The sequence below is a fragment of the Citrobacter sp. wls717 genome (assembly GCF_005280955.1).
GTDB lineage: Bacteria > Pseudomonadota > Gammaproteobacteria > Enterobacterales > Enterobacteriaceae > Citrobacter > Citrobacter werkmanii.
Genome location: NZ_SZWW01000007.1, coordinates 482,954 through 495,893, shown reverse-complemented (window position 1 = coordinate 495,893; position 12,940 = coordinate 482,954). Strand labels below are relative to the sequence as shown.

12 protein-coding genes are annotated in these 12,940 nt (G+C 49.7%); 8 read left to right on the top strand and 4 right to left on the bottom strand.

Annotated features, from left to right (window positions below):
- Window positions 1–59: 59 nt before the first annotated feature.
- The 3 genes from FDX09_RS07010 to FDX09_RS07000 are packed head-to-tail and all read left to right on the top strand — an operon-like array spanning window position 60 to window position 3,627.
- Window positions 60–1,382 (top strand): aromatic acid/H+ symport family MFS transporter, encoded by a 1,323-nt coding sequence (locus FDX09_RS07010; protein ID WP_038638665.1) that lies wholly within the window; start codon window positions 60–62, stop codon window positions 1,380–1,382.
- 3 nt (window positions 1,383–1,385) lie between these two features.
- Window positions 1,386–3,053 carry a medium-chain fatty-acid--CoA ligase gene (gene fadK, locus FDX09_RS07005; protein ID WP_137346972.1) on the top strand — a complete coding sequence of 556 codons (1,668 nt, stop codon included), beginning with the start codon at window positions 1,386–1,388 and terminating at the stop codon, window positions 3,051–3,053.
- A 13-nt stretch (window positions 3,054–3,066) separates the two neighbouring features.
- Entirely contained in the window at window positions 3,067–3,627 is a 561-nt protein-coding gene (locus FDX09_RS07000) for a desulfoferrodoxin family protein (protein WP_137346971.1), read from the top strand.
- 101 nt (window positions 3,628–3,728) lie between these two features.
- On the opposite strand, the gene ahpF is transcribed toward FDX09_RS07000, so the two are convergent.
- Together ahpF and ahpC are read right to left on the bottom strand one after the other, a co-directional pair.
- Complete coding sequence (gene ahpF / locus FDX09_RS06995) at window positions 3,729–5,294, bottom strand: alkyl hydroperoxide reductase subunit F (RefSeq protein WP_137346970.1); 1,566 nt, start codon at window positions 5,292–5,294, stop codon at window positions 3,729–3,731.
- Window positions 5,295–5,444: 150 nt separating this feature from the next.
- The gene (ahpC, locus tag FDX09_RS06990) at window positions 5,445–6,008 is read right to left on the bottom strand and encodes an alkyl hydroperoxide reductase subunit C (RefSeq protein WP_004859485.1); all 564 of its coding nucleotides are present in this window, start codon (window positions 6,006–6,008) and stop codon (window positions 5,445–5,447) included.
- 366 nt (window positions 6,009–6,374) lie between these two features.
- Here ahpC and dsbG point away from each other — a divergent pair, with 366 nt between their 5' ends.
- From dsbG to FDX09_RS06970, 4 genes are all read left to right on the top strand, one after another.
- Window positions 6,375–7,121: a thiol:disulfide interchange protein DsbG gene (gene dsbG, locus FDX09_RS06985; protein WP_085047538.1), complete on the top strand. Its 747-nt coding sequence runs from the start codon at window positions 6,375–6,377 to the stop codon at window positions 7,119–7,121.
- Window positions 7,122–7,327: 206 nt separating this feature from the next.
- Window positions 7,328–8,239: a LysR family transcriptional regulator gene (locus FDX09_RS06980; RefSeq protein WP_121528745.1), complete on the top strand. Its 912-nt coding sequence runs from the start codon at window positions 7,328–7,330 to the stop codon at window positions 8,237–8,239.
- Window positions 8,240–8,412: 173 nt separating this feature from the next.
- Window positions 8,413–9,636, top strand: a complete 1,224-nt coding sequence (locus FDX09_RS06975; protein WP_038638652.1) for a phosphoadenosine phosphosulfate reductase — start codon at window positions 8,413–8,415, stop codon at window positions 9,634–9,636.
- The gene (locus FDX09_RS06970) at window positions 9,621–10,238 is read left to right on the top strand and encodes a ParB/RepB/Spo0J family partition protein (protein WP_038638649.1); all 618 of its coding nucleotides are present in this window, start codon (window positions 9,621–9,623) and stop codon (window positions 10,236–10,238) included. The genes FDX09_RS06975 and FDX09_RS06970 overlap by 16 nt, the downstream gene beginning before the upstream one ends.
- Here FDX09_RS06970 and FDX09_RS06965 read toward each other — a convergent pair whose 3' ends face one another.
- On the bottom strand, window positions 10,239–11,399 hold the full coding sequence (locus FDX09_RS06965) for a pyridoxal phosphate-dependent aminotransferase (RefSeq protein WP_137346969.1): 1,161 nt from the start codon (window positions 11,397–11,399) through the stop codon (window positions 10,239–10,241).
- A gap of 131 nt (window positions 11,400–11,530) precedes the next feature.
- Between FDX09_RS06965 and FDX09_RS06960 the strand changes: the two genes are divergently transcribed.
- Entirely contained in the window at window positions 11,531–12,619 is a 1,089-nt protein-coding gene (locus tag FDX09_RS06960) for an oxidoreductase (protein ID WP_137346968.1), read from the top strand.
- Between the two features lie 97 nt (window positions 12,620–12,716).
- On the opposite strand, the gene FDX09_RS06955 is transcribed toward FDX09_RS06960, so the two are convergent.
- On the bottom strand, window positions 12,717–12,914 hold the full coding sequence (locus tag FDX09_RS06955; protein WP_006685574.1) for a YbdD/YjiX family protein: 198 nt from the start codon (window positions 12,912–12,914) through the stop codon (window positions 12,717–12,719).
- Between the last annotated feature and the right edge of the window lie 26 nt (window positions 12,915–12,940).

The window sequence follows — 12,940 nt, the reverse complement described above, 5'->3', positions numbered from 1 at the left end:
CAAAACAGCATATCGCCGTATCAGGAGATACCTCGTGTTCGCGGTTCAGGGAGAAGACCATGTCGGTACAGAATCAAATTGATATCAGTACGATTTTAGACAAACACCCCATCAGCAAACGGCAATGGTTTATTGTCTTTCTCGGTTTTTTTGTTCTGGGTATTGATGGTTTCGATGTCACGGCAATTGGCTACATTGCTCCGGCATTAATAGATCACTGGCAACTATCCAAACAAGATCTGGGCCCGGTTATGATGAGTGGATTATTGGGGCTGGCGGCAGGCTCTTTAATTTCTGGCCCGCTAGCTGACCGCTATGGACGTAAAAAGTTAATTATTGGGTCAGTTGTCTTTTTTGGTCTCAGCAGCCTGCTTTCTGCCGGGGCCTGGAATTTATCCAGCCTGACTTTTTTTCGTTTTATTACCGGACTCGGGTTAGGCGCAGCCATGCCCAACATCACGACGCTGGTTGCAGAGTACGCCCCCCACCGTTATCGCTCTCGCCTGTCAACGGTGATCCATTGCGGCTTTAATTCTGGCGCAGCGCTGGGAGGCATACTTAGCCAACAGTTGCTCGGAACGTTTGGCTGGCGCGCCGTGCTTATCGCAGGCGGCATTTTGCCATTATTGCTGGCACTGGTTTTACTGCGTTGTTTACCTGAATCGATGTTGTATCTGGTGCAGCACGCCGGTAACGATGCGCGCCTGGTTCGCCTGCTAAATCTGTTTATTCCCGGAATTGCAGACAAAGATACGCGTTTTTACACCACCGAGCCGCAAAAAGCCCGCGCCAGCACGGCAAAGTCACTGCTGCATCCCCCTTACACGCTGGGAACAGTGGCGCTGTGGTTGACGCTTTTTGTCGGACTCTTCAGCGTTTACCTTTTATCCAGTTGGTTACCCCTGATGATAAAAGATGCCGGACTTACGCTCTCTCAAGCCGTCATTATGGGGTCTGTCTTTCAGATAGGCGGCATGATAGGCAATTTTTGCATTGGTATTGAAATGGATCGTTGGGGCAAACACGAGGCTATTATTCTGACGCTGTCAGGCAGCATATGCGGCGCATTAGTTCTGGGGCTGTTCACCCCTTCGCTTTTCCTGCTCTATGCCCTGGTTCTTATTCTTGGCTTCACTCTCAACGGGATCAACCCCGGTTGCTATGCACTGGCTGCGCACTTTTACCCGACTTCAATACGGGCAACCGGCGTTGGTTGGGCGACGGGCATTGGCCGGCTGGGCGCGATTACCAGCGCAGGCGTGGGTTCGCTCATGCTCGCAGCAGGCTGGACATTCAGTGACGTCTTTCTGTTTTTGCCTCTGCCGCTACTGGCTGGCGCACTGGCGATGTATTGCAAAAAAAGAACTCAGTCTGAGACATAACCAATGACAACGAACCTAAAAATCAATGCCGAGCGTAAAGCGCAATACCGGCAACAGGGCCACTGGGGAGATGCGACATTAGCCGATTACTGGTCCCTGTCGGCCAAAGCGTATGCAGACAAAGTGGCGGTCACCGATAATCGGGGGGATAACTATACTTATAAAGCGCTGGATATTGCCGCAGGACGGCTGGCGTCCTGGCTCATTGACGCCGGTATCCGCCCGGGCGATCGCGTGGCGCTCCAGTTGCCCGGCTGGTGTGAATTCACGATAATTTATCTGGCTTGTCTGAAAAGCGGAGCCGTGATCGTCCCGCTCCTGCCTGCTTTCAGGGAGTGTGAACTGACCTGGATACTCAATAAATCCCGAGCCCGGATACTGTTTACACCAACGAGTTTTAAAAACGACAACCCGGCAGATAGGATCGCCGCACTCCGTTCCGATCTGCCCTGGCTTGAGAAGGTGGTGGCGGTTGATAAGCTGGCGCTGGCGCCTGCGCCCACTGGCCCCGTTCTAAGCCAGATCCTCAATGATTCTCCGCCAATAGCGCATCACGTCCTAACGCATAGCGACGATCTGGCGGCAGTTCTTTTTACTTCCGGTACGGAAGGTCATCCCAAAGGCGTGATGCTGACGCACAATACCATCATCGCCAGTGAACGAACCTTCTGCGCGGCGCTCAATATAAACTGGACGGATTCGATTCTCATGCCCGCTCCGCTAGCCCATGCAACAGGATTTCTGCATGGCGTGACCGCCCCTTTTTTAACGGGCGCCAGCAGCGTGTTGATGGACATATTTTCTCCGCAAGAGTGCCTGGCATTACTGGCGCAAGAGCGCTGCACCTGCATCATGGGGGCAACACCGTTCGTGTGCGATCTGCTGTATGCTTCCAAAGCACAGCGCAGCAGTCTCTCTTCTCTTCGCTTCTTTCTGTGCGGGGGAACCACAATCCCAGGAAAACTTCTGCAGGAATGTCACCAGGCAGGGATTCAACTCCTTGGCGTATACGGAAGTACAGAAAGTGCTCCCCATGCGATAGTGCGACCGCATGACTCTCTGACTCATCAAATGAACACGGATGGCAGAGCCGCTGCAGGCGTTGAAATCAGAGTGGTCGACCAGAAGAAGATGACTCTGGCGGAAAATAATGAGGGCGAAGAAGCCTCTCGCGGCCCCAATGTTTTTGTCGGCTATCTTGATGAACCGGAACTGACCGACCAGGTGCTTGACGACGACGGGTGGTATTACAGCGGCGACTATTGCCGGATGGATAAAGACGGCTATATCAAAATTACTGGCCGAAAAAAGGACGTTATTGTTCGTGGCGGTGAAAACATCAGTAGTCGCGAAATAGAAGATATTCTGCTGCTTCATCCGGATATCCACGATGCCGCTGTGGTGGGCATGCCGGATAAACGCCTGGGTGAACGTTCTTGCGCTTATGTCGTGCTGAGTCATCCACAAAAAACGCTTCAGTTGGCTGATATCATCGCGTTTTTCGCCCAACGGCGTATCGCAAAATATAAATACCCGGAATATCTGGTTGTTATAGACAAATTACCGCGTACGGCCTCAGGCAAAATTCAAAAATACATTCTCCGACAGGATATTCTCCAGCGTCTGGCATCCCTCTCGCAAGAAACGACTGGTCTAACAACCTCGGCGTAAGAAGGAGCGCGTTATGTCTCTCACTCATACTGTTCCCGAACATTCCCGCAATGTACGCAGGGTATCAAACCGGATTAAAAACAGTACCAAACCCACTTTTATCCGCCCTAACCCGAACTTCTACCGTTGTCCTCAGTGTGGGGCGTTCCTTGTCACCATGGCTATACGTGACGAAACATCCCCGATAACCTGCTGTGGAAAAACACTCGTCGCGTTACGGGTTAATGATGCCACTACTACCGATGCGCTCGCCCAACAGCATCAACCGCTGATGACCATTTCCGGGGGATTTGAATCAAATACGCTTTCCGTAACGGTAGGTAATCCGGCGCATCCAATGACGGCAGATCACTATCTGGAGTGGATCTTTATTTACACCTTTCAGGGGGGACAATTTAAATATCTGCCGCCAGGCGCGCCGCCGGAAGCCACTTTTGCACTCGCGGGCAATGATGCTTATGTTTATTGCGATCGCCCAATCTGTAAAGGGAAACAGTGTAAATTCAACTGCAAACGAGGATTTTCAGCCTATACCTGGTGCAACCAGCATGGGTTGTGGCGGTACACATTTTGACGGATCACATTGCAGGTCAGCATGTTGTGCGCGCTTTAGCGAAATAAAAAACCGCCAGCGAATGACTGGCGGTTTTGGCATTGCAGGTGAGTCTTACTTTTTTATGCTACTGTGGTGCGAATCAGATAATCAAAGGAGCTTAACGAGGCTTTCGCGCCTTCGCCTGTCGCGATGATGATCTGCTTATAGGGTACGGTTGTGCAGTCACCTGCAGCGAAAACACCTTTCACGCTGGTTTCGCACTTCGCATCAATGATAATTTCACCCATGCGGTTACGTTCAACGGCACCTTCCAGCCAGTTGGTGTTCGGCAACAGACCAATCTGAACAAAAATACCTGCCAGTTCTACACTGTGAACATCGCCGCTCACGCGGTCACGATACTCGAGCCCAGTGACTTTGCTGCCATCGCCTTTTACTTCTGTCGTTTGCGCATTCAAAATGATGTCGACGTTTTTCAGACTACGCAGTTTATTCTGCAGCACCTGATCGGCCTTCATTTCAGGAGCAAACTCCAGCAGCGTCACATGTTCCACGATGCCCGCCAGGTCGATAGCGGCTTCAACACCGGAGTTACCACCGCCAATCACCGCCACACGCTTGCCTTTAAACAGTGGGCCATCACAGTGAGGGCAATAAGTTACGCCTTTGGTGCGATATCGATCTTCGCCCGGAACATTCATGTTGCGCCATTTCGCTCCGGTCGCGATGATAATGCTGCGCGCTTTCAGCACCGCGCCGGATGCCGTTTCAATCTGATGCAGCCCACCTTCCTGCGCCGCAGGAACCAGTTTGCTGGCGCTTTGGCTGTCGATCACATCAACATCATAGTCATCAACGTGTGCTTTCAGCGCGCCAGCCAGTTTCTGGCCTTCGGTTTTCGGTACCGAGATATAGTTTTCAATATCAACGGTATCCAGAACCTGACCGCCAAAACGTTCGCCCATCAGACCGGTGCGGATACCTTTACGTGCAGAGTACACCGCCGCAGCCGCTCCCGCAGGGCCAGAACCAACAATCAGTACGTCATAAGCATCACGCTTGTTCAACTCTTCAGCCGCACGTTTCTCTGCGCCGGTGTCCACCTTCGCCACGATCTCAGTCAGCGTCATGCGACCCTGGCCGAACTCTTTACCGTTCATAAATACCGCCGGAACGCCCATCACGTTACGATCGGTGATTTCATTCTGGAACGTACCGCCGTCAATCGCCGTATGTTTAATGCGTGGGTTCAGTACCGACATCAGGTTCAGTGCTTGCACCACGTCCGGACAGTTATGGCAGGAGAGTGAATAATAGGTTTCAAATTCAAAATCACCGTCGAGATCGCGGATCTGCTCCAGCAACGCCTGCGCCTCTTTTGACGGATGACCACCGGTCCACAACAGCGCGAGCACCAGCGAGGTAAATTCATGGCCCAGCGGAGAACCCGCAAAGCGCGGCCCCTGGTGAGAGCCAGGATTGGTAATCAAGAACGATGGCTTACGCACTGCCAGAGTATTGTCTTCTGTGAAGGTGACTTTTTCTGACAGTTCAGCAATTTCAGTCAGCAGTTCCTTGATTTCTGCCGATTTAGCGCTGTCATCCAGCGTAGCAATCAGCTCAACAGGTTTGGTCAGTTTCTCAAGGTAAGCCCTGAGCTGGGTTTTCATATTTGTGTCGAGCATTCTTCTTCCCTCTCTGAAAACATCATCATGCAAGCCGACTTCGCGGGACTGCATTAATGCAACTTGCGTCATGGTGCTGGAATGAAACAGGCGCAAATTTGCGCCTGTGGAATGCCGGATGCACTACGTTTATCCGGCCTACAAATTAGCTTAGATTTTACCAACCAGGTCTAAAGATGGAGCCAGTGTCGCTTCACCTTCTTTCCATTTAGCCGGGCAAACTTCACCTGGGTGGGATGCAACATACTGTGCGGCTTTAATTTTGCGCAGCAGGTCGGACGCATCACGGCCGATACCTTCAGCGGTAACTTCGATTGCCTGGATGATACCCTGCGGGTCAACAACGAAGGTTGCGCGGTCAGCCAGACCTTCATCTTCACGCATGTTGTCGAAGTTACGGGTCAGGGCGCCAGTCGGGTCGCCGATCATTGCATATTTGATTTTTGCGATGGTGTCAGAGCTGCTGTGCCATGCTTTGTGCGTAAAGTGGGTATCGGTAGAAACAGAGTAAACGTCTACGCCCAGTTTCTGCAGTTCTTCATAATGGTCTGCAACGTCGCCCAGTTCGGTCGGGCATACGAAGGTGAAGTCAGCCGGATAGAAGAAGAAGACGCTCCAGCGACCTTCGGTATCTTTCTCGGTTACTTCGATGAACTCACCGTTTTTGAACGCCTGGTTTTTGAAAGGTTTAATTTTGGTATTAATCAAAGACATCTGTACTTCCTCCGTGTTTTCGTTGAGAGATAAGTTAACGAAAATCTCTTCCAAGGGCTAATGCGTTTCCTTTATCAAATCAATAAGCGTTAACTAACAACTTCCTCAATCGAACCTAAAAGACAAAAGTAAAAAAGGCCCCCTTTGCAGGGAGCCTCATTACCCGAGCTACCCGCAGGTAACTTCAGTACCAGCAGAACTGGCTATGTGTTGCGCTCTACATTACCTTAACAAAGGTCGTAACAGCGATTGGGATTACATCACCCAACTAAAGAAAGGGCAATCGACAGACTGTCGATCTTACCTATGGCTGTGATAGGTTTTGCAATTCAGTCCCCTTTCCTTCTGATTTTATAAGGAAAATCAATGTTCAAGCGTACCTTACTCTTATCCTTACTTCCCGCTATCGTTCATGCCGAAGAGCTACCTGCCCCTGTTAAAGCCATTGAGAAACAGGGCATTACTATTCTGAAACCTTTCGATGCCCCTGGCGGAATGAAAGGTTATCTGGGTAAATATCAGGATATGGGCGTCACTATCTACGTCACGCCCGACGGCAAACATGCTATCTCAGGCTACATGTACAATGAGAAAGGTGAAAACCTCAGTAATGCACTGATAGAAAAAGAGATCTATGCCCCAGCAGGGCGCGAGATGTGGCAGCGAATGGAAAAAGCCTCATGGATTCTGGATGGTAAGAAAGAGGCCCCGGTGATTGTCTACGTGTTCGCCGATCCCTTCTGCCCTTATTGCAAACAGTTTTGGCAGCAGGCGCGTCCGTGGGTCGATTCCGGTAAAGTTCAGTTGCGTACGCTACTGGTGGGCGTAATCAAACCTGAAAGCCCGGCAACAGCTGCCGCAATCTTGTCGACAAAAGATCCGGCCAAAACCTGGCATGACTATGAAGCCTCCGGCGGCAAAATGAAGCTGGAAATTCCTGCCTCTCTCCCGCCCGAGCAGATGAAGATACTCAATATCAATCAAAAGTTGATGGATGATTTGGGTGCTAACGTGACGCCAGCCATCTACTACATGAGTAAAGACAATACGCTGCAACAGGAAGTCGGGTTACCCGATCAGGAGAAATTAAACATTATCATGGGAAATAAATAAAGGTAATAAAATGAGTGATTGTTATCGTTCTCATTTCAATCACTCACCACACTTCTTTTTTTTCTCGTGAAAATAAAGTGTTTTGTGCTATGTTAGTTTAAATTAATCGTTCATTAAGCACTGAAACATAAAGCCTGTAAATAAGTACATTTCAAACTATTTCATAATTTAATTATTTCAAATTTTACCGTCAGAGGAAAGTATACATGGCTAATCTTTACGATCTTAAAAAATTCGATCTAAACCTACTTGTTATTTTTGAATGTATCTATCAGCACCTGAGCATCAGCAAGGCTGCAGAAACACTTTTTATTACACCTTCGGCCGTGAGCCAGTCATTGCAACGACTTCGTACTCAGTTTAACGATCCATTGTTCATTCGCTCGGGAAAAGGCATCACGCCAACAGTAACTGGCATCAATCTTCATCATCATCTGGAACAAAACCTCAACTCACTGGAGCAAACAATTAACATCATGCATAACTCCAGTTTAAAGAAAAAATTTATTATTTATAGCCCGCAAATGGCAACCAATTTAAATTTATACGAGATGGTTCATTCTCTCAGAGAAGGTTCTGATATTGATATTGAGATTGAACATCACGACATTCTAATGAGCGCGGAAACTGCTGAAAATATTCTATCTTACCGCAAAGCGGATCTGGTATTCACAATCGTACCAGTACATAACCGCTCTATTGTATGCACGCCGGTCAAAACGCTCGAAGGGGTGTTAGTCCGTAACAGTAACCATCCCAGAATTAATGATTCAAGTACCGTAGAACAATTATTAAAGGAAAAATTTACATTACTCCTCACTGAGGAACAGGGGATGAAAGAGTATCAGTCACAAACGAATCAACTTTTAGCCAATCGTGATATTGGTTTCAGTAGCGACTCTTTGATTTCAATCGTTAACGTTATATCAAACACTGATATCATTGGTATTATACCCAGAATTATGTACGAATTTTTCTCCCCTGTCTTTAATCTCAAAGAGATTAGCATCGGTATAAAATTGCCGTCAGCAAAACTGTATTTGATGTATAACCGCGCTTCGCTTTCTAACGATTCCTTTGCCTCATATATAAAAAGAATCACACCAGATAGCGAATAAACGCCTGTTAATTATTTTCCCGGTGAGCGTAATTAATTCATGTTAATAATTCATAAAAGCCATTTATTGAAATGGTGAATTATTTATGAAAATTACAACACATATAGATTAGCATTTCTTATGCTGACCATTTACCATAGCGGGGAATAACAGCTCCTCACTATGGATTTGATATGTCTGTTTATAAAATACCTCTAACTCAACATGTACTTGAAGCCGCACAGGAGCGCATTACATGGACGCTCAACACGCTGCCGCGCATTTGTGTTTCATTATCGGGAGGAAAAGATTCCGGTCTTATGCTCCATCTTACGGCCACCCTTGCCCGCCAGTTACAGAAAAAAATTAGCGTCTTATTTATTGACTGGGAAGCTCAGTTTTCCTGCACTATCGATTATGTCCAGGCGCTACGCGAGAGTTATTCCGATGTTATCGAAGAATTTTATTGGGTCGCATTACCTCTGACCACACAAAACGCGCTTTCACAATATCAACCCGAATGGCAGTGCTGGGAGCCGAATATACAGTGGGTGCGTCAGCCACCGGCCGATGCCATTACCGACCCCAATTTCTTTTCTTTCTATCAGCCCGGTATGACCTTTGAGCTCTTCGTTCGCGAGTTCGCAGATTGGTTTTCACAAAAGCGTCCCGCAGCGATGATGGTCGGTATTCGCGCGGACGAGTCCTATAACCGCTTTGTGGCCATCGCCAACTCGCGTAAGCAACGTTTTGCCGATGACAAGCCGTGGACGACGGCAGCGCCAGGTGGCCACACCTGGTATATTTATCCGTTATATGACTGGAAAACAGCCGATATCTGGACATGGTTTGCGAAGACAAAAATGCCGTGCAATCCCTTGTATAACCTGATGTATCAGGCCGGGGTCCCAACAAGATATATGCGTATTTGCGAGCCCTTTGGACCGGAACAACGCCAGGGATTGTGGCTGTACCATGTCATTGAGCCACAGCGATGGGCGGCTATGTGCGCCCGCGTCAGCGGCGTTAAAAGTGGCGGGATTTACGCCGGTCATGACAACCATTTTTACGGTCATCGGAAAATACTCAAACCAGAGCATTTAAGTTGGCAGCAATACGCCATGCTGCTATTACACAGCATGCCAGAACAGACCGCAGAACATTACCGCAACAAAATCGCTGTCTATATACAGTGGTATAAGAAAAAAGGCATGGACAATATCCCGGAAAGTCAGGAAGGCGATATTGGTTCCAGGGATATCCCCTCATGGAGAAGGATCTGCAAAGTACTCCTGAATAATGATTACTGGTGTCGGGCACTGTCGTTCAGCCCCACAAAAACGAAAAACTACCAGCGATATACTGAACGCATGAAAACCAAACGTCAGGAATGGGGGTTGTTATGCAACAACGATTAACACAGGAACTCCTCGGCTTTCTTTCTGGTTTGCCAGAAAAAGATAGAATTGAAGCCATTAATGAATTCAGAATGGCAATCCACAGCGTCAGTCCATTTCGTGAAGAACCAGTAGATTGCGTGTTATGGATTAAAAGCGATCACATTTCGCCCAATGATTACAATCCTAATAACGTTGCGCCGCCGGAGAAAAAGCTGCTGTTGAAATCCATCGAAGCTGATGGCTTCACCCAGCCGATTGTCGTGGTTCACTCAACGGAAGAAGAGTATGAAATCATCGATGGCTTTCACCGCCATGAATTAGGAAAAAACAAAGCATCGCTAAAACCACGATTAAAAGGCTATCTGCCCGTCGCCTGCCTGGAACGCGATCGCCATGAACGTATGGCGGCGACAATCCGCCATAACCGCGCCCGCGGACGCCACCAAATCCACGCCATGTCGGAAATCGTGCGTGAATTATCGCAACTGGGCTGGAGTGAAGAAAAAATCGCTAAAGAACTGGGCATGGATAACGATGAAGTGTTGCGACTGAAACAAATCAACGGCCTGCAGGAGTTATTTGCCGACCGTCGGTTTTCCAAAGCCTGGACAGTAAAATAATTACAGCAAAACCAGACGCTCTGCGGCTGCTAACAGCGTCGATTCTTGCTTGGCAAAACATAGGCGGATCAGCTTATGCGGGAAAGGATCGGCGCAGAACACCGACAGCGGTATCGCCGCAACCCCCACTTCTTTAGTTAACCACTGACAAAACTCAACGTCAGTAAGCGTTGAGACCGCACTGTAATCGACCAGCAGAAAATAGGTCCCCTCACACGGCAGAATTTCCAGTCGGCTGTCGCGTAACGCATTCACCAGCACATCACGCTTTCTCTGATAAAACGCGGGCAGCTCGCGGTAGTGTATTGGGCTCTCCCGCAGCATATCCGCCAGCGCCAGCTGAGCCGGTGTGTTGACTGAGAACGTCAGGTACTGATGGACTTTGCGTAGCTCGGCGCTAATGGCGTCGGGTGCAACGCAATAGCCGACTTTCCAGCCGGTCATATGATACGTTTTACCGAAAGATGAAACGGCAACAGCGCGTTCCCGTAGCTGCGGATGAGCCAGCACGCTCGCATGTCCATGAGCGGCAAAGCAGATATGCTCATACACTTCGTCGCTAATAACAAAAATCTCGCGCTCTTTAATCGCCTGCCATAACGCATCAAAATCAGCGCGCTGCCATACGGTAGCAGATGGGTTATGCGGTGTATTGAGGATCACTAACCGGGTGCGCTCGCTGAGTAGCGTGGCAAATTCCTGCCAGTTCACACGAAATGACGGCGGTTGCAACGCAATACGTTTCACCACGCCGCCGGATAACGCCACCGCAGGCGCATAGCTATCGTAGCTCGGATCAAAACAGATCACTTCGTCACCAGGCCGCACCAGCGCCGTAATGGCTGCATACAATGCTTCTGTAGCCCCTGCCGTGACGGTGACTTCACTTGTCGCATCGGGCTTATAACCGTACAACTCCGCGGTTTTATCGGCAATGGCTTCGCGCAGCGGCTGCACGCCCGTCATCGGCGCATACTGGTTAGCGCCATGCGCGACATGATATGCCAGACGTTCCTGTAAGAAATGTGGACCGTCAAAATCAGGAAATCCCTGCGAGAGGTTAATGGCCTGATGCTGCTGTGCCAGCGCGCTCATTTGCGTAAATATTGTGGTCCCCAGATTTGGGAGTTTGCTTTGCACAATCAGTGGGTTATTGCTCATTATTGTTATCCCGACGTGTGATGTTGTTGTTGAAGCCACTATAGCACGATGTTAGTATTTGGCAATCAAGACGTTCAGACGTCTATATAAAAATAACCTGCCAGATCAGGACAGCACAAGGACAACACAACATGAGTAATACCGAGATTCGCGTCGTCACCGGCCCGGCTAACTACTTTTCCCACACCGATAGCCTCTCCAGACTGCACGACTTTTTCACCCCGGATCAACTCTCACACGCCGTCTGGGTCTACGGTGAGCGAGCTATCGCCGCGGCGCGTCCTTATCTGCCAGAAGCTTTTCATCTTGCCGAAGCTAAGCGCCTGTTGTTTACGGGACATTGCAGCGAAACCGATGTTGCTCAACTGGCAAAAGAATCGGGAGATGATCGCAGCATCGTGATTGGCGTGGGTGGCGGTACACTGCTCGATACGGCTAAAGCGCTGGCTCGCCGCCTTGATTTACCTTTCGTGGCGATCCCAACCATCGCCGCCACCTGCGCGGCCTGGACGCCGCTTTCCGTCTGGTACAACGATGCCGGTCAGGCGCTGCATTTCGAAATATTCGACGATGCCAATTTTTTGGTGCTGGTTGAGCCACGAATCATACTCAACGCGCCTGAAGAGTATTTACTGGCCGGTATTGGCGATACGCTGGCGAAATGGTATGAGGCAGTGGTGCTGGCTCCGCAGCCAGAAACGTTACCTCTGACCGTACGTCTGGGCATCAACGGCGCGCTGGCCATCCGCGACGTCCTGCTGGAAAGCAGCGAGCAGGCACTGGCAGATAAGCAGCGTGGTGAACTAACCCAGGCGTTTAGTGACGTGGTGGATGCGATTATAGCCGGCGGCGGTATGGTCGGCGGCCTGGGCGAGCGCTACACCCGTGTGGCGGCGGCTCATTCGGTCCATAACGGTCTGACCGTCCTCCCGCAAACGGAGAAATTTCTCCATGGCACCAAAGTGGCGTATGGCATTCTGGTGCAGAGCGCGCTGCTTGGACAAGATGATGTGCTGGCGCAGTTAATTACCGCTTATCAGCGCTTCAACCTGCCAACTCGATTGGCTAATCTGGAAGTGGACATCAATAACCGAGCCGAAATCGATAAGGTGATTGCGCATACCCTGCGCCCGGTCGAATCTATTCATGCGCTGCCGGTAACGTTAACGCCAGATACCCTGCGCGCAGCGTTTGAGAAGGTAGAATCGTTTACGGTGTGACTATGGTGCAGGTTGCCTGATGACGGCTTCGCCTTATCAGGCCTACGGCCAAAGCATTGTTGTAGGCCGGATAAGCGTCAGCGCATCCGGCAAAAAATTAACAGCACTTCGCGCCGCCTTTCCCCCCATAGCGCGCATCCTGCCGCTCGCGGAAAAACTCTTCGTAGGTCATTGGCGTCTGATCCGGATGCGTGACGCGCATATGCTCAACATAGTTGTCATAATCCGGCACACCGATCATCAAGCGGGCGGTTTGCCCTAAATACTTCCCGGCTTTGGAGAGCGTTTCAAACATAGTGATTCCCTGTCGTACAAACGCCC

What these genes read in the sequence shown, in the direction of transcription:
- FDX09_RS07010 (WP_038638665.1), top strand. Translation starts at nt 60, where the DNA reads ATGTCGGTACAGAATCAAATTGATATCAGTACGATTTTAGACAAACAC.
- fadK (WP_137346972.1), top strand. Translation starts at nt 1,386, where the DNA reads ATGACAACGAACCTAAAAATCAATGCCGAGCGTAAAGCGCAATACCGG.
- FDX09_RS07000 (WP_137346971.1), top strand. Translation starts at nt 3,067, where the DNA reads ATGTCTCTCACTCATACTGTTCCCGAACATTCCCGCAATGTACGCAGG.
- ahpF (WP_137346970.1), bottom strand. Translation starts at nt 5,294, where the DNA reads ATGCTCGACACAAATATGAAAACCCAGCTCAGGGCTTACCTTGAGAAA.
- ahpC (WP_004859485.1), bottom strand. Translation starts at nt 6,008, where the DNA reads ATGTCTTTGATTAATACCAAAATTAAACCTTTCAAAAACCAGGCGTTC.
- dsbG (WP_085047538.1), top strand. Translation starts at nt 6,375, where the DNA reads ATGTTCAAGCGTACCTTACTCTTATCCTTACTTCCCGCTATCGTTCAT.
- FDX09_RS06980 (WP_121528745.1), top strand. Translation starts at nt 7,328, where the DNA reads ATGGCTAATCTTTACGATCTTAAAAAATTCGATCTAAACCTACTTGTT.
- FDX09_RS06975 (WP_038638652.1), top strand. Translation starts at nt 8,413, where the DNA reads ATGTCTGTTTATAAAATACCTCTAACTCAACATGTACTTGAAGCCGCA.
- FDX09_RS06970 (WP_038638649.1), top strand. Translation starts at nt 9,621, where the DNA reads ATGCAACAACGATTAACACAGGAACTCCTCGGCTTTCTTTCTGGTTTG.
- FDX09_RS06965 (WP_137346969.1), bottom strand. Translation starts at nt 11,399, where the DNA reads ATGAGCAATAACCCACTGATTGTGCAAAGCAAACTCCCAAATCTGGGG.
- FDX09_RS06960 (WP_137346968.1), top strand. Translation starts at nt 11,531, where the DNA reads ATGAGTAATACCGAGATTCGCGTCGTCACCGGCCCGGCTAACTACTTT.
- FDX09_RS06955 (WP_006685574.1), bottom strand. Translation starts at nt 12,914, where the DNA reads ATGTTTGAAACGCTCTCCAAAGCCGGGAAGTATTTAGGGCAAACCGCC.